Source organism: Pseudoduganella umbonata (genome assembly GCF_014192225.1).
GTDB classification, from domain to species: Bacteria; Pseudomonadota; Gammaproteobacteria; order Burkholderiales; family Burkholderiaceae_D; genus Rugamonas; species Rugamonas umbonata.
This window is the reverse complement of record NZ_JACHXS010000014.1, coordinates 118,987-141,386: the sequence shown is the minus strand read 5'-3', so window position 1 is coordinate 141,386 and position 22,400 is coordinate 118,987. Positions and strand designations below refer to the sequence as shown.

Annotated in this window: 23 protein-coding genes; 15 read left to right on the top strand and 8 right to left on the bottom strand. The window is 64.7% G+C overall.

Going from position 1 to position 22,400, the window contains the following annotated elements; genetic code table 11:
* Positions 1-60: 60 nt before the first annotated feature.
* On the top strand, positions 61-1,185 hold the full coding sequence (locus tag FHS02_RS28155) for a PA0069 family radical SAM protein (RefSeq protein ID WP_137317429.1): 1,125 nt from the start codon (positions 61-63) through the stop codon (positions 1,183-1,185).
* A gap of 6 nt (positions 1,186-1,191) precedes the next feature.
* Here FHS02_RS28155 and FHS02_RS28150 read toward each other — a convergent pair whose 3' ends face one another.
* The 3 genes from FHS02_RS28150 to FHS02_RS28140 form a co-directional block, all read right to left on the bottom strand.
* Positions 1,192-1,770 carry a gamma-glutamylcyclotransferase gene (locus tag FHS02_RS28150; RefSeq protein WP_137313985.1) on the bottom strand — a complete coding sequence of 193 codons (579 nt, stop codon included), beginning with the start codon at positions 1,768-1,770 and terminating at the stop codon, positions 1,192-1,194.
* A gap of 111 nt (positions 1,771-1,881) precedes the next feature.
* Positions 1,882-3,606, bottom strand: coding sequence for a GGDEF domain-containing protein (locus tag FHS02_RS28145; RefSeq protein ID WP_229422659.1), 1,725 nt, complete (start codon positions 3,604-3,606; stop codon positions 1,882-1,884).
* Positions 3,607-3,755: 149 nt separating this feature from the next.
* Positions 3,756-7,544: an ATP-binding protein gene (locus FHS02_RS28140; RefSeq protein WP_217496935.1), complete on the bottom strand. Its 3,789-nt coding sequence runs from the start codon at positions 7,542-7,544 to the stop codon at positions 3,756-3,758.
* A 194-nt stretch (positions 7,545-7,738) separates the two neighbouring features.
* Here FHS02_RS28140 and FHS02_RS28135 point away from each other — a divergent pair, with 194 nt between their 5' ends.
* The 12 genes from FHS02_RS28135 to FHS02_RS28080 all read left to right on the top strand — a co-directional run bounded on the left by FHS02_RS28135 (position 7,739) and on the right by FHS02_RS28080 (position 16,723).
* On the top strand, positions 7,739-8,134 hold the full coding sequence (locus tag FHS02_RS28135) for a hypothetical protein (RefSeq protein WP_137313984.1): 396 nt from the start codon (positions 7,739-7,741) through the stop codon (positions 8,132-8,134).
* A gap of 172 nt (positions 8,135-8,306) precedes the next feature.
* Complete coding sequence (locus FHS02_RS28130) at positions 8,307-9,077, top strand: uracil-DNA glycosylase family protein (protein ID WP_137313983.1); 771 nt, start codon at positions 8,307-8,309, stop codon at positions 9,075-9,077.
* A 347-nt stretch (positions 9,078-9,424) separates the two neighbouring features.
* Positions 9,425-9,907, top strand: coding sequence for a Fe-S cluster assembly transcriptional regulator IscR (gene iscR / locus FHS02_RS28125; RefSeq protein ID WP_137313982.1), 483 nt, complete (start codon positions 9,425-9,427; stop codon positions 9,905-9,907).
* Positions 9,908-9,958: 51 nt separating this feature from the next.
* Positions 9,959-11,224 carry an IscS subfamily cysteine desulfurase gene (locus FHS02_RS28120; RefSeq protein ID WP_137313981.1) on the top strand — a complete coding sequence of 422 codons (1,266 nt, stop codon included), beginning with the start codon at positions 9,959-9,961 and terminating at the stop codon, positions 11,222-11,224.
* Between the two features lie 35 nt (positions 11,225-11,259).
* Entirely contained in the window at positions 11,260-11,643 is a 384-nt protein-coding gene (gene iscU, locus FHS02_RS28115; protein ID WP_137313980.1) for a Fe-S cluster assembly scaffold IscU, read from the top strand.
* A gap of 58 nt (positions 11,644-11,701) precedes the next feature.
* A complete protein-coding gene (gene iscA / locus FHS02_RS28110; protein ID WP_137313979.1) occupies positions 11,702-12,025 on the top strand; it encodes an iron-sulfur cluster assembly protein IscA in 324 nt (107 codons plus the stop codon).
* Positions 12,026-12,046: 21 nt separating this feature from the next.
* Positions 12,047-12,562 (top strand): Fe-S protein assembly co-chaperone HscB, encoded by a 516-nt coding sequence (hscB, locus tag FHS02_RS28105; protein WP_137313978.1) that lies wholly within the window; start codon positions 12,047-12,049, stop codon positions 12,560-12,562.
* Positions 12,563-12,641: 79 nt separating this feature from the next.
* The gene (hscA, locus tag FHS02_RS28100) at positions 12,642-14,522 is read left to right on the top strand and encodes a Fe-S protein assembly chaperone HscA (protein ID WP_137313977.1); all 1,881 of its coding nucleotides are present in this window, start codon (positions 12,642-12,644) and stop codon (positions 14,520-14,522) included.
* Positions 14,523-14,611: 89 nt separating this feature from the next.
* Positions 14,612-14,953, top strand: a complete 342-nt coding sequence (fdx, locus tag FHS02_RS28095; protein ID WP_130188279.1) for an ISC system 2Fe-2S type ferredoxin — start codon at positions 14,612-14,614, stop codon at positions 14,951-14,953.
* Position 14,954: 1 nt separating this feature from the next.
* Positions 14,955-15,149: a Fe-S cluster assembly protein IscX gene (gene iscX / locus FHS02_RS28090; protein ID WP_137313976.1), complete on the top strand. Its 195-nt coding sequence runs from the start codon at positions 14,955-14,957 to the stop codon at positions 15,147-15,149.
* On the top strand, positions 15,136-16,053 hold the full coding sequence (locus FHS02_RS28085; RefSeq protein ID WP_137313975.1) for a class I SAM-dependent methyltransferase: 918 nt from the start codon (positions 15,136-15,138) through the stop codon (positions 16,051-16,053). The genes iscX and FHS02_RS28085 overlap by 14 nt, the downstream gene beginning before the upstream one ends.
* A complete protein-coding gene (locus FHS02_RS28080; RefSeq protein WP_137313974.1) occupies positions 16,046-16,723 on the top strand; it encodes an RNA pseudouridine synthase in 678 nt (225 codons plus the stop codon). Before FHS02_RS28085 ends, FHS02_RS28080 begins: the two co-directional genes overlap by 8 nt.
* A gap of 202 nt (positions 16,724-16,925) precedes the next feature.
* Here the strand turns inward: FHS02_RS28080 and FHS02_RS28075 are convergent, their stop codons facing one another.
* The 5 genes from FHS02_RS28075 to FHS02_RS28055 are packed head-to-tail and all read right to left on the bottom strand — an operon-like array spanning position 16,926 to position 19,601.
* Positions 16,926-17,237 carry an HNH endonuclease signature motif containing protein gene (locus FHS02_RS28075; protein WP_221403973.1) on the bottom strand — a complete coding sequence of 104 codons (312 nt, stop codon included), beginning with the start codon at positions 17,235-17,237 and terminating at the stop codon, positions 16,926-16,928.
* Between the two features lie 37 nt (positions 17,238-17,274).
* Positions 17,275-17,775 carry an RDD family protein gene (locus FHS02_RS28070; RefSeq protein ID WP_229422657.1) on the bottom strand — a complete coding sequence of 167 codons (501 nt, stop codon included), beginning with the start codon at positions 17,773-17,775 and terminating at the stop codon, positions 17,275-17,277.
* 13 nt (positions 17,776-17,788) lie between these two features.
* Positions 17,789-18,613, bottom strand: coding sequence for a DUF3106 domain-containing protein (locus FHS02_RS28065; protein ID WP_137313972.1), 825 nt, complete (start codon positions 18,611-18,613; stop codon positions 17,789-17,791).
* Positions 18,614-18,627: 14 nt separating this feature from the next.
* Positions 18,628-19,035 (bottom strand): DUF3619 family protein, encoded by a 408-nt coding sequence (locus tag FHS02_RS28060; protein ID WP_137313971.1) that lies wholly within the window; start codon positions 19,033-19,035, stop codon positions 18,628-18,630.
* Positions 19,032-19,601, bottom strand: a complete 570-nt coding sequence (locus tag FHS02_RS28055; protein ID WP_137313970.1) for an RNA polymerase sigma factor — start codon at positions 19,599-19,601, stop codon at positions 19,032-19,034. Before FHS02_RS28055 ends, FHS02_RS28060 begins: the two co-directional genes overlap by 4 nt.
* A 503-nt stretch (positions 19,602-20,104) precedes the next feature.
* Between FHS02_RS28055 and FHS02_RS28050 the strand changes: the two genes are divergently transcribed.
* Both FHS02_RS28050 and ilvN read left to right on the top strand, forming a co-directional pair.
* Positions 20,105-21,826, top strand: coding sequence for an acetolactate synthase 3 catalytic subunit (locus FHS02_RS28050; RefSeq protein WP_137313969.1), 1,722 nt, complete (start codon positions 20,105-20,107; stop codon positions 21,824-21,826).
* 1 nt (position 21,827) lies between these two features.
* The gene (ilvN, locus tag FHS02_RS28045) at positions 21,828-22,319 is read left to right on the top strand and encodes an acetolactate synthase small subunit (protein ID WP_131144674.1); all 492 of its coding nucleotides are present in this window, start codon (positions 21,828-21,830) and stop codon (positions 22,317-22,319) included.
* The last annotated feature ends 81 nt before the right edge of the window (positions 22,320-22,400 follow it).

Below are 22,400 nucleotides of genomic sequence, written 5' to 3'. Positions count from 1 at the left end.
GATAACGACTTCCCGGCGAATGAATTCACCAGGGAATTCGATCCCCAGGCCGGACAGGTCATGCTGATGCCCCGTTCGCTGAAGGCGCTGAAAGGGCGCGGCGCCGTCGCGAACGTGCAGGGCCGCTACGAGGTGGACGTGCGCGAAACGTTCGACGACGGCTGGCTGCGCGAGGAAGAGGAAGCGCGCGTGTGGCGCACCCATGTCACCGAGGAAACGGCCAAATCGATCCTGTCGCGCAACCAGTCGCCCGATATTCCGTTCGGCGTGTCGCTGAACCCATACCGCGGCTGCGAACATGGCTGCATCTACTGTTTCGCGCGGCCCACGCACAGCTACCTGGGCCTGTCGCCGGGGCTCGATTTCGAGAGCAAGCTGTATGCAAAGATGAACGCGCCCGACTTGCTGCGCAGCGAACTGGCGAAACCCGGTTATGCGGTGGAGCCGATCGCGCTGGGCGTGAATACCGATGCCTACCAGCCGATCGAGCGCGAACTGAAGCTCACCCGGCGCGTGCTCGAGGTGTTGCAGGAATGCCGGCATCCGGTCGGGCTGATCACGAAATCGGCACTGATCGAGCGCGATATCGACATTCTCGCGCCAATGGCGGCACAGGGGCTGGCGGCTGCATCGATCACGCTGACCACGCTCGACCCGAAGATCGCGCGCACGCTGGAACCGCGCGCCGCGGCACCGGAGCGCCGGCTGCGCGCGATCCGCACGCTGACCGAAGCAGGCATCCCGGTCGGCGTGTCGGTCGCGCCGATCATTCCGTTCGTCACGGAACCGGAGATCGAGAAAGTGATCGAGGCCGCTTTCGATGCCGGCGCGATCCAGGCCAGCTACGTGGTGCTGCGCCTGCCATGGGAAGTCAATCCGCTGTTCAAGGACTGGCTGGAAGCGCATTTCCCGGACCGCGCCCAGCGCGTGATGAACCGCGTGCGGGAGATCCACGGCGGCAAGGATTACGACGCATCGTTCGACACGCGGATGGGTGGCCAGGGCCTGTGGGCGGACCTGATTCGCCAGCGCGTGGAAAAGTCCATCCAGCGCTGCGGCATGGCGGGCCGTGGCAGCCGGTTCAGGCGGCTCGACTGCACGCAGTTCAGGGCGCCGCTGGTGGTGCCGCCGCAGGGCGCAAAGGCGCGGCGGGCCGAGGCGGCAGGGCAGTTGAGCCTGTTCTAAGTGTCTTCAGCGACCGAGGCCGGCCAGGTGCCGCTCGATCGCGAACACATGCTCGTCCTCGTGCCCCATGTCGCGCAGCGCGTGTGCCAGGTGTACCAGGTATTCCACGTTCGGCCCGCTGGGACCGCGTGCGCCGGCGATGTGCCGGGCGATCTCCAGTTCCGATGCCTCGCCCAGGTAGGCGGCATTGTCGTGCCGGGCAATGTAGACCAGGCCTTTCTCGCTGCCGCCGCCGTCGAAGCGCATGTCGATCGGCAGCCGCAGGTAGCCGTTTTTTTCGCGGTGGTCCAGGTGCAGGAATTCTTCCGGCGTCACCAGGTAGGCCATGCCGTGGCACACGGCATTTTCCTGCGGCACGAGCGTCACCACGCGGCCCGGCGCATCCGGTGTGCCGCGGTGGTCGTGCGAACCTTGCCAGAAGCGCCGTACCCAGCCGGCGATGCTGGCCGGCCGCCGTTCGATGAACGGGAAATCGGCCTTCCAGATCAGCGAACCGTAGCCGAACAGCCACACGCTGTGGCGGCCGTCGAAGAGGTTCATCGAGCGGTCCATCGCGCGGTTGATCTCGATGGTGTTATGCGACATGGCGGCAAAGGGAAATGTTGGATGGGCAATTATAGGACGCGAACGCGTGCGATAAGGCGCGAACGCGTGTCATAAGCAAGAACGCGTGTTGCTGCCGGCGGGAGGCCAATGCTAGAACCGCACCACGCGGTCGCGGCCTTCCTGCTTGGCGCGGTAAAGCGCCTGGTCGGCGCGCATCAGCAGCGTCGACGGCGTGTCGCCGGCGATCGCCGACGCCACGCCGATGCTGATCGTCAGCGTGACCTCGCTGCCATCCTCGCTGTGCAGGCGGAGCGCGGCAGCCGCTGCGCGCAGCCGTTCCGCCGCCACCGCGGCCACCGCTTCCTCGGTTTCCGGCAACAGCACCACGAACTCCTCGCCGCCGAAGCGCGCCGCGGTATCGATCACCCGCAGCGACTCGGCCAGCAGATTCGCCACCGCCACGATCGCGTGGTCGCCGGTGTCGTGGCCAAAGGTGTCGTTGATGCGCTTGAAAAAGTCGATATCCACCATCAGCACCGAGACCGGGTGGCCAAAGCGCCGTGCGCGTTCCTGTTCCGCGACGATCTGCTCGGTCATCTTGCGGCGATTGGCAATGCCGGTCAGCGGATCGGTGGTGGCCAGCTGTTCCAGCTGGGTGTTCGCGGTGCGCAGCTCCAGCGTGCGGCGCTGTACACGCTCTTCCAGGTGGTCGCGCTCGTCGTTCAGCGCGGCCAGCGTGCGGCGGCGGTCGCGCAGCGCCACCACCAGTGCCGAGATCAGCGCGCCCTGCAGGACGATCAGCGTGATGCCGGAAACGATCTGCCAGCGATAGCGTTCCCATACGCTGTCCGGCCGGTTCAGCAGCTTGGCCTCGGGCGGCAGGTTCCGCAGCTTGAAGCGGGCGACCGTGGGCGCATCGAACACGTAGCGCTGCAGCGGGATATCGTCGGTGCGCGCATCCACCAGGATGCGGGCGATGACGCGCCCGATGCCTTCGCCGCTGACGACATAGCCGCCCACCATGCCAGGCAACACCAGCGAATCCAGGTGCGTAAACACGGGGACCGGGCTGGCGGCGGCGATGCGGTGCGCCATGTCGTGCGGATCGAGGCGGCCGGCCTTGTCGTTCAGGCCGGCGGCCAGCAGCAGCAGGGCGCTGTGCCGGTCCAGCGTCGACAGCTTGCGTGCCACCTGGTCGAAGTCCTCCCCGGTCCAGTACTCGAACGTCAGTTCCCCGGCATGGCGTGCCGCCGCGGCACGGATCGCGGTGATCCAGCGCTGCACGCGCGGGCTGCTGTCGCCGATCACGACAAGGTGCCGCACGTCCGGTGCCGTGCGCGCCACGATGCCGACGGCCCGGTCGAAATCGGGATGCACCGCGATCGGCGTGCCGTCCGGCGGCTGCCAGCCCGTGTGGCCGTAATTGACATAGAAGCGCCGCGCACCGGGAAACAGGTCGGGATGCTCGCCCAGGAACATGGCGGCCACCTGCCCTTCGGTCACCACCAGGTCGAATTTCACCCTGGCGTACTTGCTGCGCAGGTAAGGGGCCATGCCGGCCGTTGCGGCGTCGGCACCGACGCGGATCGCGTCCAGCCGTTCCTCGTGGATGACCGGCATCGCGGCGGCACCGCGCTTGCCCAACTCGTCATACATGCCGTCGTGCAGCAGCCGCTGCCAGTTCGACATGGTATCCGGGCCCAGCGAATACAGCACGAGTACGCGGCGTTCAGCCACCGCTTCTGTCACCGCGCCTGTCATCGCTTGTGCCGCATGCGTTGGCAACAAGACCAGTGCGAGCACGGCGGCCAGCCAGCAGCCGGCGATCAGCCGGTAAAGCCTGGAGGACGGCGCGAGGGGCAGCGTGAAGTGCATCGGATGGTGGAAACGGCAATGGCGGAGAGGCTGGCCGGGCATGGAGGCCGGCGCAAGGTTTTACATGCAGAAAAGTGTAACACCGCCACGTGGAAAATAGTTACTTTAAGGGAATACTCCGGACGCCGTTGCAATGGCGCGACGGCGTCTTACTGCACTTGCGCTTCGTCTTCGACCAGCGTTTGCAGTTCGCGCGCGTTGATCGGCTTGGTCAGGTGCGCGGTAAAACCGGCCGCGGCGGCGCGTCGCTGATCGGCCTGCTGGCCATACGCCGTCAGCGCGATCAGGCGGGTATCGCGCAGGTGTGGCCGGCGGCGCAGTTCGGCAGCGAGCTCGTAGCCATCCATGCCGGGCAGGCCGATGTCGAGAATGGCCAGGTCCGGCGCCAGGCTGTCGGCCAGCCGCAACGCCGTGGCGGGATCGGACACGGCATGCACTTCGTGGCCGCGCAGCTCGAGCAGAGCGCGCAGCCCGTCCAGCACGTTCGGGTTGTCGTCCACCAGCATGACCCGGCTGCGCGCGGCCGGTATGGCCCTGCCTGCCGAAACGGGCTCGATCGCGGCCGGCAGCAGCGTGGACGTCGCCGTTCGCGTGGTCCCCGTTGCCAGCGGCAGGCGTATCTCGAACACGCTGCCCCGGCCTGCGCCGGCGCTGCTGGCGGTAACGGTGCCGCCGTGCAGCGTGACGATGCTCTTGACGATCGCCAGGCCCAGGCCGAGGCCGCCGCGCGAGCGGTCCAGCGCCTGGCGCTCCTGCACGAACTTGTCGAACAGCTGCGGCAGCATCTCGGGCGAGATGCCGATGCCGTTGTCGGTCACGCGGATCACCACGTGGTCGCCCGTGCGCAGCGCCGTCAGGCCGATGTCGCCACCGTCACCGGTGTACTTGGCCGCGTTCGTCAGCAGGTTCGACAACACCTGGACGAAGCGCACCGCGTCGGCGTCCACCGGCATGCCGGCGCCCGGCACGTCCAGGTGCAGCCGGTGCCGCCGCTCTTCCAGTAGCGGGCTCACCGTTTCCACCGCCTGCGTGACCAGCGCCCCCAGCTCGATCCGCTCGCGCCGCAGTTCGAACTTGCCCTGGGCGATGCGGGCCACGTCCAGCAGGTCGTCCACCAGGCGCACCAGGTGGCGCGCCTGCCGCTCGATCACGGCGTGCTCCCTGTCCAGCGTGCCGATGCCTTTCAGGCGCATCAGTTCCAGCGCCACCAGGATCGGCGACAGCGGGTTGCGCAGTTCGTGGCCCAGCATGGCCAGGAATTCGTCCTTGGCGCGGTTCGCCACCTCGGCCTCGCTGCGGGCCCGTACCAGCGCGGTCACGTCGAACGCCACGATGGCGACACGGTCCACCACGCCGCCCGTATTGCGGATCGGCTGGTGCACGTAGTCGAAGAAGCATTCCTCGGGTGCGGTGTCCGGCTGGCGTTGCAGCAATACCCGGCGCGCCCGGCCCACCGCCGGTTCGCCGCTGGCCAGCACGTGTTCCAGTTCCTCGAACAGGGCCTGGTCGGATACTTCCGCCAGCGCTTGCCGGAACGGCGTGCCCTGCACGTCGCGCCCGCCGATCAGCGCCGCGTAGCGCGCGTTCACCAGCTCGTAGACCAGGTTCGCGCCACGCAGGATCGCGATAGCCGCCGGCGCCTGCATGAACACCTCGGCCATCCGCTCCGCATGCGCGCGTTCCACCTGGCGGATGCGGTAGCGGATCAACTGGGACTCGATGCGCGTGAGCAGCTCGCGCGCCGAGAACGGCTTGACGAGGTAATCGTCGGCGCCTGCGTTCAGGCCTTCGATGCGCGCCTCCTCGCCGGCGCGCGCCGACAGCAGCAGCACCGGCACGTCGTGCAGCGCATCGTCGGCCTGCAGGGCGGCGATCAGGCCGAAGCCGTCCAGCTCCGGCATCATCACGTCGGAGACGATCAGGTCGGGCCGCTCATGCCAGGCCGCTTCAAGCGCCTCGCGGCCATTGGCCACCGTCGTCACGCGCCAGCGCTGCTTCAGCAGGCGCTCCAGGTAGCCGCGCATGTCGGCGTTGTCGTCCGCCACCAGCACGTGGGCGCCATGCGCCAGCAGCGTGCGATCGTCTTCCTCGTCGCCGGCCTGCCGCGGCAGCCAGCGCCGCGCCTCGGTCGTATACGCTTCCAGCGTGGCCGCGGACACGGTGCCGTCGGCACGGCCCGCGAGGCGTTCTTCGGGGAGGTGCGCGTGGCCCAATGGCAGCGTCACCGTAAAGCAGGTGCCCGTGCCGGGTTCGCTGCGGACAGCGATCGCGCCGTGATGCAGGTCCACCAGGTCGCGTACCAGCGCCAGGCCGATGCCGGAGCCTTCGTGCGACCGCGAGCGCGCGCCTTCGACACGCTGGAAGCGCTCGAAGATCTTGTCCAGGTGTTCGGCGGCAATCCCCACGCCGGTATCCTGCACGGTCAGCACCGCGTGGCCATCGTGCTGCCGCAGCGCGACCTCGATACGGCCCGCGAAGGTGAACTTGAACGCGTTCGACAGCAGGTTCAGCACGATCTTTTCCCACATCGACGTGTCCACCCAGGCCGGCGCCGGCAGCGCCTCGCAGTGCACGTCCAGCGCCAGCCCGGCGCTCTCGACGATCGAGCGGAAGCCGCTGGCCAGGTCGCACGTCAGCGCGGCCAGGTCCACCTGCGCATACGAGGCGTGCATGCGGCCGGCCTGCACGCGCGAAAAATCGAGCAGGGTGTTGACGAGCTTTTGCAGCCGCAACGCATTGTCGTGCGCCAGCTCCAGCCGCTGGCGCTGCGCAGGCGGCAATGGCGCCGTCTCGTCGTCCAGCGCATCCTCCACCGGCCCCAGCATCAGCGTGAGCGGCGTGCGGAATTCATGGCTCACATTCGAGAAGAAGGCCGTCTTGGCACGGTCCAGTTCGGCCAGCGCGTCGGCGCGGCGGCGCTGCTCCTCGGCCGCGGTGGCATTCTGCAGCGCCGCCGCAACCTGGCCGGCGACCAGGCCGAAGAAGGTCTGGTGGTCGGCATCGAGCGGCCGCGCCGGGTTGACGCCGGCGATCAGTACACCGGCTGCCCGGGCGCGGCCCGGGATCGACAGCGGCAGCGCGAGCGCCTGCGTGACCGGTTGCCCGGCAACGCCGGCCGGCAGGCCCGCCACGTCGCCGACCGGCACCAGCACGGTGCTGCCGGTCGTGCAAACCTCGGCAATGGGCCACGGCGCGGCGGCATCCTCGAGCGCGATGGCGGCGGGCGTGACGCCATCGGAGCCCGGCAGGTGCACAGCGTGCTGGAGCCGCGCGGTCCCGGTTTCGTCGTCGACCAGGTAGAGCAGGGCGAACGGCATGTCGAGCGGATTGCGGCCGATGATGGTCATCGCCGCCGCGCAGGCGCGCGTGACGCTGTCCTCGCCGGTGGCGGCCGCCAGCGCCGACAGCGTGGCAAGCCGGCGCGTGTTCAGGTTGCTGGCGGTAACGTCCGTGGATGGGCAGAACAGGCCGCCGACGCCGCCGGATTCGTCGACGATCGGGCTGTACGAGAACGAATACCATGTCTCTTCGAGGTAGCTGCCGCGGTTCATGTACAGCTGCACGTTGGCGACGAACGTGGCTTCGGCCTGGCGGAATACCTTGTCGGCAAGGGGGCCGCAGAAGTCCCAGATCTCCGCCCACACGCGGGCGGCGGGCAGCCCTAGCGCCCATGGATGCTTGGCGCGGCTGAGCACGTCCACATAGGCATCGTTGTACAGGAAGGTCGCTTCCGGCCCCCAGCCGATCCAGATCGGGTGGCTCGAGTTCAGCATCAGGCTGACCGTGGTGCGCAGGCTCTGCGGCCATGCATCGAGCGGTCCGAGCGGCGTGGCCGACCAGTCGTGGCCGGCAATCAGTCCGGCCATCTCGCCAGGGGCGGCGAGAAAACCCAGGTGGGTCGGTACAACGGGTGGCGCCGGCTGCTCGTGGTCCTTCAAGGCGCTCTCCGTCGAAGGTTTTGCAAAATATTGTGCAATGTTGATGAATGTCTACTTTACGGCAATCCAGCAAGCAAGTCGCGCACGATAGAGGGGGACGTTGCGGAAATCCATACAGCCGAGCTTGCGCTTGCACACGCGTTTGACACCTCGAAGCGTGCGCAGGATACTTTTCCAGCCATTACTTTCACGCCATGTTCCCACTTCCGATCCGCAAGGAGTGCCCGCCGGGCGCTTGCGACTGCAAGCGCGAGCTGCTGGACAACGACCCGCAGGCGGATGTCCGCGTACTGCGCCTGACGCGCGACGAAGAAAAGCGGCTCATCGAGCGCATCGAGGCACTCGGCAGCTATGCCGAGCTGATGCGGCTTGGCCAGCGCTTGCAGGAACAGCTGGGCGTGACATTGACGATCGCGCCGGGGCCGAACGAAGTCCGCACCGTGCGCGGTTTCGCCATCGAGCTGGCACCGCGGCCCGGCCTGTGCCGCAAGACCCGGCAAGCCGTGCCCGCCGCGATCCGGCGCTGCCTCGAAGCCCGCCCGGAAATCGCCTTCGCCATCCTCGATGCGCACGACCTGCTGGGGCGATAGCGGTGCCGATAAACAGGGACGCAAAATAGGACGGAAAATTGGGACGGCCCCTGTTTTCCAGGCAATAAGTTGCCCGGAAAATGGGGACGGACCCCATTTTTCAGGCAACAACCTGCCCGGCGGTAGAGCTTGTGTAAGGTAAAATCCCGCCCTTTGCCTTCTTCGCCAGCGCATGACGATTCCCCCGCATTTCCTCGCCGCCCTCGACAGGGCCGACCCTTCCTGGCATCCGGTGCTGGTAAAAGGCCTCGAAGCTGTCGCCGCCGCGGATCCCGCCTATCTGCCGGCGCTGGCCGAAGACACCTACCTGCCCACCGAAATGCGCTTGTTTGCCGCCTTCGCGCTGCCGCTGGAGCGGGTGCGCTATGTGCTGGTCGGCGAGGGCCCGTACCCCCGTGCGGAAAGCGCGACCGGGGTGTGCTTCATGGATGGCGCCGTCGACAGCCTGTGGTCGGAGCTCGCCGATGGCGGCCTGTCGAAGCGTGTCAACCGTGCCACGTCGCTGCGCAATTTCATGAAGATGCTGCTGGTGGCGGACGGGCAACTGCAAGAGGCGGACACCGCCGGTGCCGCACTGGCCGCCTGCGCGACGCGGGCCCGGGCCGGGGGCGCAATCGGCACGCTGGCCGAACTGCAGGAGCGGCTGACGGAGCATGGCTTCCTGCTGCTGAATGCGTCGCTGGTATTCCGCACGCATGTGGCGCCGGTGAAGGATGCCAAGGCATGGCTGCCGTTCTTCGCCACCGTGATCGACGCCCTTGCGGCGCGCGCGGAGCAGCCCCAATTGGTGTTGTGGGGCAAAATTGCCGAGCAGCTCAACAAGCTGCCGGCCGTGCAGGCAATGCCGCAGGCGGTGGCCGAGCACCCCTACAACCTGTCGTTCATCGCCAACAAGGACATGCATGCCCTGTTCGGTCCGCTGCGCGTGTTGCATCGCAGCTAATCCTTCGGGGGCGACGGGCAGGGGGATGGCGGAAGGAGCAAGCTGGGCCCGGTACGGTGCCGTTGAAAACGGAGGCGCGCCGGGCAAGGATCGGGCGAAGCTGTTATACTTGACTAAATCGTTCAGGTAATCAGGTTTTGTTTGCAGCGCCGCAGGATGTTTGCAAAGGAACCTGTTAGTTGAAGCACGAGATTTTACCTTAGTTCAACGAAGCCAAGCACTGAGCTGAATACAGAGCTGAACACAGAAGCTGAACACCAAGCAGCGACTGAGTGGGCACTTCGTTGGACACCCAGTTGGAACCGTGCCGGGTTAGGTTGTTCCCGGCGGCATTTAATCGAGGTCGTATGCGTCTGACTACCAAAGGCCGCTTTGCCGTGACGGCAATGATCGACCTGGCAATGCGCCAGGGCAAAGGTCCCGTCACGCTCTCTGGCATCAGCCAGCGGCAGGCCATTTCGCTGTCTTACCTGGAACAGTTGTTCGGCAAGCTGCGCCGGCACGAGATCGTGGAATCGATTCGCGGTCCCGGCGGCGGGTACAGCCTGGCACGCCGTGCCGACAAGGTGACGGTGGCCGACATCATCATCGCCGTCGACGAGCCGCTGGATGCGACCCAGTGCGGCGGCAAGGAAAATTGCCATGGCGCGGACCACGCCAGCGGCGCCCGTTGCATGACCCACGAACTGTGGACCACGCTGAACGAGAAAATGGTCGATTACCTTGACTCGGTCTCGCTGCAGGACCTGGTCGACCAGCAGAAACAGAAGAACGCCGAGCAGAACGTGGTGGTCATGCACCGCAACGAACACGCCGCCCTGGCAAAGTAAGCCCAGCTACACAGATAACCCATACACGCCGCAAAGCACTGGAGTGAAAAGATGAACGCCCCTGAAAAAAACGTCCCCAAGGTTGCCCCGGTCGATTTCAAGACCGCGCCGCACTTCCCGATCTACATGGACTATTCGGCGACCACGCCGATCGACCCGCGGGTGGCGGACAAGATGATTCCGTACCTGCGCGAGCAGTTCGGCAACCCCGCCTCGCGCAGCCACATGTACGGCTGGACGGCCGAGGCGGCCGTGGAAGAGGCGCGCGGCCACGTGGCGGCGCTGATCAATGCCGATCCGCGCGAGATCATCTGGACTTCCGGCGCGACCGAAAGCAACAACCTGGCAATCAAGGGCGCGGCGCAGTTCTACAAGACCAAGGGCAAGCACATCATCACGGTGAAGACCGAGCACAAGGCCGTGCTGGACACCGTGCGCGAACTGGAGCGCCAGGGCTTCGAAGCAACGTACCTGGACCCGCAGGACAACGGCCTGATCACCGTCGAGCAGCTGGCCGCGGCCGTGCGCCCGGATACGATCCTGGTCTCCGTCATGCTGGTCAACAACGAGATCGGCGTGATCCAGCCGGTCGGCGAGATTGCCGCCTTCTGCCGCGGCAAGGGCATCATCTTCCACTGCGACGCGGCACAGGCGACGGGCAAGCTGGCCATCGACGTGCAGGCGCTGAAAGTGGACCTGATGACGTTCACCGCCCACAAGACCTACGGCCCGAAAGGCATCGGCGCGCTGTACGTGTGCCGCAAGCCGCGCGTGCGCCTGGAAGCGCAGATGCACGGCGGCGGCCACGAGCGCGGCCTGCGTTCGGGCACGCTGCCGGTGCACCAGATCGTCGGCATGGGCGAAGCGTTCCGCCTGGCCAAGGTGGAGATGGATGAAGAGATCGCCCGCATCAAGGCGCTGCGCGACCGCCTGGCCACGGGCCTGCAGGAAATCGAAGAGGTCTACATCAACGGCGACATGGACCACCGCGTGCCGCACAACCTGAACGTGTCGTTCAACTACGTGGAAGGCGAGTCGCTGATCATGGCCGTGAAGGACCTGGCCGTATCGTCCGGTTCGGCGTGCACGTCGGCCAGCCTGGAGCCGTCCTACGTGCTGCGCGCGCTGGGCCGCAGCGACGAATTGGCGCACAGCTCGATCCGCTTCACGATCGGCCGCTTCACGACCGAACAGGACATCGACTTCGCCATCGAACTGATGAAGTCGAAGGTGGGCAAGCTGCGCGAACTGTCGCCGCTGTGGGACATGTTCAAGGAAGGGATCGACATCAGCTCGATCCAGTGGGCCGCTCACTAAGCTGGCCGTCATAACGAATCTTTAGGAGCAATATCATGGCTTACTCGGAACAAGTACTCGATCACTACGAAAACCCGCGCAACGTGGGCGCCTTTGAAAAGGGCGATGAAACCGTCGGTACCGGCATGGTCGGCGCGCCGGCCTGCGGCGACGTGATGAAGCTGCAGATCAAGGTCGGCGCCAACGGCCTGATCGAAGACGCGAAATTCAAGACCTACGGCTGCGGCTCGGCCATCGCTTCCAGCTCGCTGGTGACCGAATGGGTCAAGGGCAAGACGCTGGACGAAGCACTGGCCATCAAGAACACGCAGATCGCCGAAGAGCTGGCGCTGCCGCCGGTGAAGATCCACTGCTCGATCCTGGCGGAGGATGCCATCAAGGCGGCCGTCAGCGATTACAAGGCAAAGCATTCTGCTTAATTGGTAATACCAGTACGACGGGGCTCGCGAGGCGGGCCCCGATGAAGGAGGAATTCGCATGGCAGTCACCCTGACCGAAAAGGCAGCAAAGCACATTTCCCGCTACATCGAACGGCGTGGCAAAGGCGTCGGCCTGCGCTTCGGCGTGCGCACGACGGGCTGCTCGGGGCTGGCCTACAAGCTGGAATATGTCGATGAAGTGGCACCGGAAGACACGGTGTTCGAATCGCACGGCGTGAAGGTGTTCGTCGACCCGAAAAGCATGCCGTACATCGACGGTACCGAGCTCGACTTCGCGCGCGAAGGCCTGAACGAGGGCTTTAAGTTCAACAACCCGAACGAAAAAGACGCCTGCGGTTGCGGCGAAAGCTTCCGCGTCTGACGCATTGACATCATCTCCACCGTGCAGAATTACTTCGAGTTATTCCAGCTGCCGCGGCAGTTCGCCATCGATACCGCCGCGCTGGACGCCGCTTACCGCGAAGTCCAGGGCCGCGTCCACCCCGACAAGTTCGTGAACGCCACGGACGCTGAAAAGCGTGTCGCGATGCAGTGGGCCACGCGCGCCAACGAAGCCTATCAAACGCTGAAGAATCCGCAGCGCCGCGCCCAGTACCTGTGCGAATTGCATGGTGTCGACCTGCAGACCGAGTCGAACACGGCGATGCCGATGGCGTTCCTCATGCAGCAGATGGAATGGCGCGAGGAACTGGCCGAGGCGCGCGCCAGCCGCGATGCCGGGCTGCTCGACCAGCTCGACGGCCAGTTGCGCACCGCGCGCAAGGGGCAGCTGAAGGACATCGAAGCGCAGCTGGACGTGGGCGACTACCACGCCGCCGCGCAGGGCGTGCGCGCGCTGATGTTCCTGGAAAAATTCGGCGAAGACGTCCGCCACGCGTTCGACGCGCTGGACGCCTAGGCGGACTTCAACAAGCGCCGCAACGTCGTCCCCGGCGGCACGCAGCATACAACAAGCGCACAACAAGAACAGGTTTCACATGGCTCTTCTGCAAATTTCCGAACCCGGCATGTCCACCGCACCGCATCAGCATCGGCTGGCGGTCGGCATCGACCTGGGCACGACGAACTCGCTGGTCGCCACCGTGCGCTCGTCCATTCCCGAGGTGCTGAACGACGAGGACGGCCGGCCGCTGCTGCCGTCCGTCGTGCGCTACCTGCCGAATGGCCACGCCAACATCGGCTACAAGGCGCTGGCGGCGCAGACCACCGACCCGAAAAACACGATCGTCTCGGTCAAGCGCTTCATGGGCCGCGGCCTGAAGGACATCGCCTACGCCGAGAACCTGCCGTACGATTTTGTCGACGCTCCCGGCATGGTGCAGCTGAAGACCGTGGCCGGCGTGAAAAGCCCGGTCGAGACGTCGGCGCAGATCCTGGCCACGCTGCGCCAGCGCGCCGAGGATGCGCTGGGCGACGACCTGGTGGGCGCCGTCATCACCGTGCCTGCCTACTTCGACGATGCGCAGCGCCAGGCCACCAAGGATGCGGCCCAGCTGGCCGGCCTGAACGTGCTGCGCCTGCTGTCCGAGCCGACCGCCGCGGCGATTGCCTATGGCCTCGACAACGGCTCCGAAGGCCTGTTCGCCGTGTATGACCTGGGCGGCGGCACGTTCGACATCTCGATCCTGAAATTGTCGAAAGGCGTGTTCGAAGTGCTGGCCACCGGCGGCGATTCCGCGCTGGGCGGCGACGATTTCGACCACCGCCTGTTCTGCTGGATCCACGCGCAGGAAAAGCTGGCACCGCTGAACGAGAAGGACACCGCCGTGCTGATGGTGAAGGCGCGCGAAGCCAAGGAGCTGCTGTCGACCAAGAACGAGGTGCTGGTCGATGCCAGCCTGTCGTCCGGCGAGAACGTGCACCAGATCATCACGGCCGAAACGTTCAACGAGATCACCAAGCACCTGGTGGCCAAGACCATCAACGCCGTCAAGAAGGCGCTGCGCGACGCCAACATCGATGCCGACGATATCGACGGCGTGGTGATGGTGGGCGGCGCCACGCGCATGCCGCACGTGCAGCGCGCCGTGGGCGAGTTCTTCCATACGATTCCTCACGCGAACATCGACCCGGACAAGGTGGTGGCGCTGGGCGCCGCGATCCAGGCGAACCTGCTGGCCGGTAACCGCGCCGCCGGCGACGACTGGCTGCTGCTCGACGTGATTCCGCTGTCCCTGGGCATCGAGACGATGGGTGGACTGGTTGAAAAGATCATCCCGCGCAATTCGACGATTCCGTGCGCCCGCGCGCAGGAATTCACGACGTTCAAGGACGGCCAGACGGCACTGGCGGTGCACGTGCTGCAGGGCGAGCGCGAGCTGGTGTCCGATTGCCGTTCGCTGGCGCGCTTCGAGCTGCGCGGCATTCCGCCGATGGCGGCCGGCGCGGCGCGCATCCGCATCACCTACCAGGTCGATGCCGACGGCCTGCTGTCGGTCTCGGCACGCGAGCTGCGTTCCAACGTCGAGGCATCGATCACCGTGAAGCCGTCGTATGGCCTGGGCGACGACGATGTCGCGCGCATGCTGCAGGATTCGTACACGTCGGCCGAAAGCGACATGAAGGCGCGCGCACTGCGCGAAGAGCAGGTCGAGGCCGAGCGCATCCTGCTGGCGACCCAGTCGGCGCTGGATGAAGACGCGGCCCTGCTGACCGCCGAAGAACGGGCCGCGGTCGATGCGCTGATGCAAAAAACGCGCGAGATCCTGGCGCAGTCGGTCGCCGGCACGGTCGATCACCTGGCCGTGAAAGCCGCCGTCGAGGAACTGGCGCACGGCACCGAGGAATTCGCTTCGCGCCGGATGGACCGCAGCGTGCGCAGCGCACTGGCCGGCAAGTCGCTGGACCAGGTCGCGTAATCCAGCCGCATAAGTTAGCCGCATAAGTTAGCCGCATAAGCCAGCCACGTCTTCCACCGCGTCATCTACAAATATTACAGAGGTAGCAAGTGCCACAAATCGTCATCCTGCCCCACGCCAAGCTGTGCCCCGAGGGCGCCGTCATCGAGACGGAAGCGGGCAAATCCGTCTGCGATGTCCTGCTGGACAACGACATCCACATCGAGCACGCCTGCGAGAAGTCGTGCGCCTGCACCACCTGCCACGTGATCGTGCGTGAAGGTTTCGACTCGCTCAACGAAGCCACCGAGACGGAAGAAGACCTGCTCGACAAGGCATGGGGACTGGAAGCACAATCGCGCCTGTCGTGCCAGTCGATCGTGGCGGACGAGGACCTGGTCATCGAGATCCCGAAATACACCATCAACCACGCCAGCGAAGGCTCGCACTGAGATGAAATGGACGGACATCACGGCGATCGCGGAAGCGCTGTATGACAAATATCCGCACCTGGACCCGACGCAGATCCGCTTTACGGACCTGCACCACTGGGTGGTGACGCTGGAAGGATTCGACGACGACCACAAGCGCGGCGGCGAAAAGATCCTGGAAGCGATCCAGCAGGCGTGGATCGATGAAGCGCAATAAGACGAACAACGTCGGCAAGGCGGACAAGGCGCCGTTGCCGGCGACCGTGACGGATATCCCGGAAATCAAGCCAGGGCAGTCCGTCGCGCTGCTGCAGGAACTGCACATTCTGACGCGCGACGGCAAGCTGAACCAGGACAGCCGGCGCAAGCTCAAGCAGGTGTACCACCTGTACCAGTTCATCGAGCCGCTGCTGAACGACGTGGTGAATGACAAGGGTGCCGTGTCGCTGGTCGACCATGGCGCCGGCAAGTCCTACCTCGGCTTCATCATCTACGACCTGTTCTTCAAGGCCTTGCAGGACGGGTCGCATGGCAATTCGCACATCTACGGCATCGAAACGCGCGACGAGCTGGTACAGCGCTCGCGCGAGCTGGCCGCCAGGTTCGACTTCCCAGGCATGTCGTTCCTGCCGCTGTCGGTGGCCGAATCGACGACGTCGTCGGAACTGCCGGCGACCATCGACATCGTCACCGCGCTCCACGCCTGCAACACGGCCACCGACGACGCGATCGACTTTGCATTGAAGAAGCAGGCGAAGCACATCGTGCTGGTGCCGTGCTGCCAGGCGGAAGTCGCGTCGGTGCTGCGCAAGAACAAGGGCCAGTCGCTCGGCAAGAGCGCCCTGACGGAAATCTGGCGCCATCCGATCCATACCCGCGAGTTCGGCAGCCAGATCACCAACGTGCTGCGCTGCCTGCAGCTGGAAGCGCACGGCTACCAGGTCAATGTGACGGAGCTGGTGGGATGGGAGCATTCGATGAAGAACGAGCTGATCATCGCCACGTATAAAGACCTGCCGCGCAGGCGTCCCGCCGACCGCTTGAAGGAAGTACTCGATACCGTAGGATTGCAGGAAATGGGCCACCGTTTCTATACCGGCGCGGAGGCTGCCCATGAGTGACGAGTCGATCCGCCTGTCGAAGCGGGTGATGGACGAGAAGGGCTGCTCGCGGCGCGAAGCGGAACTGTACATCGAAGGCGGCTTCGTGCTCGTCGACGGAACTGTCGTCGAAGAACCGGGTGCCCGCGTGGCACCGTCGCAGGCGGTGGCGCTGGCTGCGGACGCCACGCTGCTGGACATCGTGCCGGTCACGATCCTGCTGAACAAGCCGGCCGGCGCCGATGCGCTGCGCTGCCTGGTGCCGGAGGCGCGCAGCGAGCACGCTGCGAAAGAACGCTTCCTGAAGCGGCACCTGCACAACCTGACGCCGGTGCTGCCGCTCGACCTCTCGGCCAGCGGCTTGTTCGTGTTCACGCAGGACTACCGCGTGATCCGCAAGCTGGTGGATGAGCCGGGTTCGGTGGAGCAGGAGCTGATCGTCGATGTCGACGGCAGCATCGTCGACAACGGCCTGGCCCAGCTGAACCAGGGCGCCACGAAGGTCAGCTGGCAGAACGAGCGGCGGCTGCGCTTCGCCGTCAAGGGCCCGAAGCCGAGCCAGATCGAGCGGATGTGCGGCGCCGTCGGGCTGACGCCCACCGCCATCCGGCGGCTGCGCATCGGCCGCCTCTCGATGGGCAGCCTGCCCGTCGGACAGTGGCGCTACTTGCTCGGATACGAACGCTTCTGACGCCCCAGAACCGGTGACAAAACCGGTGACAGGCACCAGTTAATTTGCAATATTTCCTCAAAACCGGTGACAGGCACCAGTTAATTTGCAATATTTCCTGAGCAAACACGGTGTCGAAGCAGGTGCTGCGTTGCGGTGACAGGCACCTGTTTATCTGAAATGTTTCAAATAAATAGGTGCCTGTCACCGGTTTTGTCGTTGGTCATTTCCGCTTCTTGCTGTTCGCGGTGGCCGTGGTCGTATAAAACTCCGGCGGCTTGCGCGCGACCCAGTCGATGAAGGTGCGGATGTCTTCGTTCTCGCGCAATTTTTCCCACGTGTGATATGTGCGGAACAGTTCCTTTTCGGTGAAGACCGAATGGATTTTCCGGTGGCAGATCTTGTGGATGGGGAACTGCGCACGGCCCTTGAACGTCTTCGGCACGAGGTGGTGCCGGTCGATGTTGACGGTACCGAGCGGGCGGCCGCAGAGCGGGCACCGCGGTTCGGTGAGGGAGTCGTCGTCCGGGATCATCCGGGACAGGTGAGGGCGGCAATCGCCCCCTGCAAGGTCAGGCCGCCTGGGCGGAAGCCTTCTTCGGGGGCTTCGGCAGTTGCACCAGTCGCGTACCGGCGATCCGGTCATGGAGAAATTGCCGGTTGCGGTCGAGGAACGCCGTCAGCGACCAGGCGCCGATGCCGATCGCGATGGCGCCCAGCGCATGCCAATGGGCGAGTCCGAACGCCCAGCTGGCGACGAGCGCGGGCAGCACCCACATCCAGGCCAGCAGGTAGCGTAGCGCGGCGCGCTTCGGCGTTACCGGCGCGCCATCGGCCAGCGTGACACGCAGGCGCCAGGTCTGCATCGCCAGCGTCTGGCCGTTGCGGCTCCACTGATGAATGAAATACGCACCCAGCACGAGGAAAGCAAGCGCCTGCCGGCCATGCTCGACCGCGGTGGAATGGCTGGCATCGACAAGGAATTCGAACACCAGGAAAGGCAGGAACAGGGCGGCGAACGCGAGCAGCAATTCATAGACCATCGAGACCAGGCGGCGCCTGATCGAAGGCATGGATACTGTCGCGTTACTTGACTGCATTGGGCGCGGCGGACGACGCGGCGGGCGCTGGCGCCGGCGCGGTCGGGGCCGGCGCGGGCACGAGTGCCGGGGCAGTCGGCACTGCCGGAGCGGGCGCCGGCGAAGGCGGATTCTGCTGCAGCATCACGGCCGGCGTGGCGGCGCCTTCGAGCGGATACACGAGTTCCTGCACCGGCTGCTGTGGCGGCGCCGGCGGCGGTGCGGCGGGTGCCGGGGCCGGCGTCGCGGCTACCGCTGGCGTGGGAGCGACCGGCCCGTGCGGCTTGGCCGGATGCGGCGTCTTCGCCAGGCTTTGCGCCGGCGTGGGCGGCTTCGCCACCTGCTGCTTCTTCACGGTGCCGGCCTTGGCCAGCTTGCGTTTTTCCTCGTCGGAAAGCTGCTGGTATTCTTCCCACTGGGCCGCTTTCTTGCCGCCGACGGCGCGCTGCGCACGCGCGTAATTCTCGCGCACGGCCTTGCGTTCCTCCGGGGACATCTCGGTCCAGGCACGCATGCGCTCGAGCATGCGTTTCTTCTCGGTGGGTTTCATCGACGCATAACGGCCGGCGATGTCGAGCCACTTCTGCTTGCGCACCGGGCCCAGGTCGTCCCATCCCGCTTTCAGCGGGCCGAGCGCTTCCTGCTGCGCGGGCGTGAGATCCTGCCAGCGCAATTCGGTCACGGAAGAGGAAAGCAGTGCCGAGGCCGAGGCGGCGGGCGACGGCGCGACGTCCGCACGATGATGCCGCAACACGGCAGCGCCGACGGCGATCGCCACGATCAGCGCTGCGCCACCGCCCAACAGCCACGCGCGGCCATTCTTTTGCGCCATCCTACGCGCCTTCCCTAGCGTCCGCGGGTTTCAAGATAGGCGTTGAATCCGTTATCCAGGTAGGCCGACAGCGGCAATTCATCCGACAGCAGGGCCGCATCCAGTTCCGCCAGCTCGGCGATCGACTGCTGCTGCTCGTACTGGTACACACCGACCATGCCACCCACGACGAGCAGCAATGGCAAGACCACGGAGAAGCGGCTGATCCAGCCGAACGGTGCCGAGAAGAAGCCGTTACCGCCTGCGGTGGCAGCCACCGTCGCGGTACGGGTCACGCGCACTTCCACATGCGCTTTCTTGCGGGCCATGGCGGCCTGGCGGGCGGCGGCAAGGCGATCGGTAGTCGAGGCCGGTAAATCGTCCAGCTTCTCGTTGAGCGCATGGCGCACGCGGTAAGCGAAATTGATTTCTTCGGTATTCATAATTTGATTCCCTTGGCTTTGAGTGCTTCGGCGAGAGTGTGATTTGCTCTTGAGCAATGTGTTTTCACGCTCCCTTCGGAACATCCCATCGCTGCGGCCGTCTCTGCTACATCCATATCCTGCCAGTAACGCATAAGGAACGCTTCCCGTTGACGCGTCGGGAGCTTTTGCACTTCATCTTCAATGATTTGCAGGACCTGCATGCGTTCGACCTGGTCGGCGCTCGATTCGGCAGCCTGGGTGCCCTGTTCGGCCTCGTAGGATTCGAGTATATCAAAATCCTCATGTTCCTCCTGGGAATTTCCCAGTCCGGAAAACAGGCTGACCCAGGTATTTCGCACCTTTTCGCGGCGAAAATAATCGAGGATGGTGGTTTGCAGGATGCGCTGGAACAGCAGGGGCAGTTCGGCAGCCGGCTTGTCGCCGTATTTTTCCGCCAGTTTGATCATCGCGTCCTGGACGATGTCCAGTGCTGCCTCATCCTTGCGTACTGCATAGACCGCCTGCTTGAAGGCACGTCGTTCGACGTTTTCCAGAAAGTCTGAAAGTTCTTTATCTGTTGCCATCAGGAGGGGTGCATGGGAAATTCGGTGCCGTTGAGGTCTTCTGAACTCTGCATCCTAGCAAAAAACCGGTATTCCCGCATTTTTTTGGCGCTTTTCGCCACGCTTGCCCCCGCGCGGTGCACCGAACCGGCGCATAAGTACGAAAAAATCATAATATTTCTTGACCATCGATGGTGCAACGCAGTAACGTATGGGACGCTTTGTACACCACGAAGCTCCCAGGTCGCGCGCAGTTGCACACAACGCCGCCGTGCACGATCCGCTTTCATATGTCAGCAGTTTGCTCCAGCCCGTGCCAAAAGCGCGAGAGGTCGTCCGAACAGCTGCAGAAACTCCAGCGGAAATAATTGCGTTACAGCGTCCGTCTCGCACCCCACTACGGTTGGGGGAACAGCCGGCGTCACCGCAAATGCAAGTACGCTCGAGGGAGCTGTGGCGATAGGCTAACTTCGACAGGCAAGAGCATCCGTTCAATCTCCTATGGACCTTGAAAGGAATGTTTCATGAACAACGAAGCAGCCATCACTGGCGCCGAGATACTCGTGCGCTGTCTGGCCGAAGAGGGCGTCGAACACGTCTTCGGCTATCCGGGAGGAGCAGTCCTCTATATCTACGACGCCATCTTCAAGCAGGACAAATTCCAGCACATCCTGGTTCGCCATGAGCAGGCTGCCATCCATGCGGCGGACGCGTACTCGCGCAGCTCGCAGAAAGTCGGCGTTGCCCTCGTCACGTCGGGACCGGGCGTCACCAATGCGGTGACCGGCCTGTCGACCGCGTACATGGATTCCGTGCCGATGGTCGTCATTTCCGGCCAGGTGCCGAGCCATGCGATCGGCCAGGATGCATTCCAGGAATGCGACACGGTCGGCATCACGCGCCCCGTCGTCAAGCACAATTTCCTCGTCAAGGATGTGAAGGACCTGGCCGAAACGGTCAAGAAAGCCTTCTATATCGCCCGCACCGGCCGTCCCGGCCCCGTGCTGGTCGACATCCCGAAAGACATCTCGATGCACAAGCACGTGTTCTCCTATCCGAAGGAGATCGAGATGCGCTCGTACCGGCCGGTCGACAAGGGCCACTCGGGCCAGATCCGCAAGGCGGTGCAACTGCTGCTGGCGGCCGAGCGCCCGATGATCTACACGGGCGGCGGCGTGATCCTGGCCAATGCATCGAACGAATTGAACAAGCTCGTCGAGCGCCTCGGCTTCCCCGTCACGAATACGCTGATGGGCCTGGGCGGCTCGCGTTCGTCGAGCGACCAGTGGGTGGGCATGCCCGGCATGCACGGCACCTACGAAGCGAACATGGCGATGCAGAACTGCGACGTGCTGATCGCCATCGGTGCCCGTTTCGACGACCGCGTGATCGGCAACCCGAAGCACTTCGCGTCGAACCCGCGCAAGATCATCCACGTGGACATCGACCCGTCGTCGATCTCCAAGCGCGTGAAGGTGGACATTCCGATCGTCGGCAACGTCAAGGACGTGCTGATCGAATTCCTGGCGCAGCTCGACGCCGCCGACCACCGGCCGAATCCGGCCCAGCTGTCGAAATGGTGGGGCCAGATCACCGAATGGCGCAACCGCCAGTGCCTGAAGTACCCATCGTCGGACCTGATCATCAAGCCGCAGTCGGTGGTTGAAAAAGTCTACGAAATCACGCAGGGCGACGCGTTCATCACGTCGGACGTCGGCCAGCACCAGATGTGGGCGGCGCAGTACTACAAGTTCGACAAGCCGCGCCGCTGGATCAATTCCGGTGGCCTGGGCACGATGGGCGTGGGCCTGCCGTACGCAATGGGCGTGCAGATGGCGAATCCCGATGCCACGGTGGCCTGCATCACCGGCGAGGGCTCGATCCAGATGAACATCCAGGAACTTGCCACCTGCAAGCAGTATCACCTGACGCCGAAGATCATCATGCTGAACAACCGCTTCCTGGGCATGGTGCGCCAGTGGCAGCAGCTCGACTACGGTTCGCGTTACTCCGAGTCCTATATGGATTCGCTGCCGGACTTCGAAAAGCTGGCCGAGGCCTATGGCCACGTCGGCATGCGCATCGAGAAGCCGGGCGACGTCGACGGCGCTTTGCGCGAAGCCTTTGGCATGAAGAACCGCCTGGTGTTCATGAACTTCATTACCGACCAGAGCGAAAACGTGTGGCCGATGATCCAGAGCGGCAAGGGCCTGTCCGAAATGCTGCTTGGTTCGGAGGATCTCTGATATGCGACACATCATTTCTGTTTTGCTGGAAAACGAAGCCGGCGCGCTGTCCCGCGTCGTCGGCCTGTTCTCCGCGCGCGGCTACAACATCGAGACGCTGACCGTGGCGCCGACCGAGGATTCCACGCTGTCGCGGATGACGATCGTCACCAGCGGCTCCGATGACATCATCGAGCAGATCACCAAGCACCTGAACCGGCTGATCGAGGTGGTCAAGGTGGTCGACCTGACCGAAGGCCAGCACATCGAGCGCGAGCTGATGCTGATCAAGGTGAGGGCAGTGGGCAAGGAGCGCGAGGAAATGAAGCGCACCGCCGACATCTTCCGCGGCCGCATCATCGACGTGACCGAGAAGACCTACACGATCGAACTGACCGGTGCGAAGAGCAAGCTCGACGCCTTCATCGACGCCATCGACCGCACCTCGATCCTGGAAACCGTCCGTACGGGCGGCTCCGGCATCGGCCGCGGCGAACGCATCCTGAAGCTCTGAACACGCTGCACGCGGTATCGACACCGCGTTGAAGCTACCGGGTTAAAGCTGCCGGCTTTAAGCTGCCGGCTTTAAGCTGAT

Excerpts from the sequence above, each read along its gene's own strand:
- iscA (WP_137313979.1), top strand. The coding sequence starts at position 11,702 with ATGGCAGTCACCCTGACCGAAAAGGCAGCAAAGCACATTTCCCGCTAC.
- FHS02_RS28145 (WP_229422659.1), bottom strand. The coding sequence starts at position 3,606 with ATGCACTTCACGCTGCCCCTCGCGCCGTCCTCCAGGCTTTACCGGCTG.
- iscR (WP_137313982.1), top strand. The coding sequence starts at position 9,425 with ATGCGTCTGACTACCAAAGGCCGCTTTGCCGTGACGGCAATGATCGAC.
- hscA (WP_137313977.1), top strand. The coding sequence starts at position 12,642 with ATGGCTCTTCTGCAAATTTCCGAACCCGGCATGTCCACCGCACCGCAT.
- FHS02_RS28065 (WP_137313972.1), bottom strand. The coding sequence starts at position 18,613 with ATGGCGCAAAAGAATGGCCGCGCGTGGCTGTTGGGCGGTGGCGCAGCG.
- FHS02_RS28050 (WP_137313969.1), top strand. The coding sequence starts at position 20,105 with ATGAACAACGAAGCAGCCATCACTGGCGCCGAGATACTCGTGCGCTGT.
- iscU (WP_137313980.1), top strand. The coding sequence starts at position 11,260 with ATGGCTTACTCGGAACAAGTACTCGATCACTACGAAAACCCGCGCAAC.
- FHS02_RS28085 (WP_137313975.1), top strand. The coding sequence starts at position 15,136 with ATGAAGCGCAATAAGACGAACAACGTCGGCAAGGCGGACAAGGCGCCG.
- FHS02_RS28155 (WP_137317429.1), top strand. The coding sequence starts at position 61 with ATGCTGATGCCCCGTTCGCTGAAGGCGCTGAAAGGGCGCGGCGCCGTC.
- iscX (WP_137313976.1), top strand. The coding sequence starts at position 14,955 with ATGAAATGGACGGACATCACGGCGATCGCGGAAGCGCTGTATGACAAA.
- FHS02_RS28080 (WP_137313974.1), top strand. The coding sequence starts at position 16,046 with ATGAGTGACGAGTCGATCCGCCTGTCGAAGCGGGTGATGGACGAGAAG.
- FHS02_RS28075 (WP_221403973.1), bottom strand. The coding sequence starts at position 17,237 with ATGATCCCGGACGACGACTCCCTCACCGAACCGCGGTGCCCGCTCTGC.
- ilvN (WP_131144674.1), top strand. The coding sequence starts at position 21,828 with ATGCGACACATCATTTCTGTTTTGCTGGAAAACGAAGCCGGCGCGCTG.
- FHS02_RS28055 (WP_137313970.1), bottom strand. The coding sequence starts at position 19,601 with ATGGCAACAGATAAAGAACTTTCAGACTTTCTGGAAAACGTCGAACGA.
- FHS02_RS28120 (WP_137313981.1), top strand. The coding sequence starts at position 9,959 with ATGAACGCCCCTGAAAAAAACGTCCCCAAGGTTGCCCCGGTCGATTTC.
- FHS02_RS28070 (WP_229422657.1), bottom strand. The coding sequence starts at position 17,775 with ATGCCTTCGATCAGGCGCCGCCTGGTCTCGATGGTCTATGAATTGCTG.
- FHS02_RS28130 (WP_137313983.1), top strand. The coding sequence starts at position 8,307 with ATGACGATTCCCCCGCATTTCCTCGCCGCCCTCGACAGGGCCGACCCT.
- FHS02_RS28135 (WP_137313984.1), top strand. The coding sequence starts at position 7,739 with ATGTTCCCACTTCCGATCCGCAAGGAGTGCCCGCCGGGCGCTTGCGAC.
- FHS02_RS28150 (WP_137313985.1), bottom strand. The coding sequence starts at position 1,770 with ATGTCGCATAACACCATCGAGATCAACCGCGCGATGGACCGCTCGATG.
- FHS02_RS28060 (WP_137313971.1), bottom strand. The coding sequence starts at position 19,035 with ATGAATACCGAAGAAATCAATTTCGCTTACCGCGTGCGCCATGCGCTC.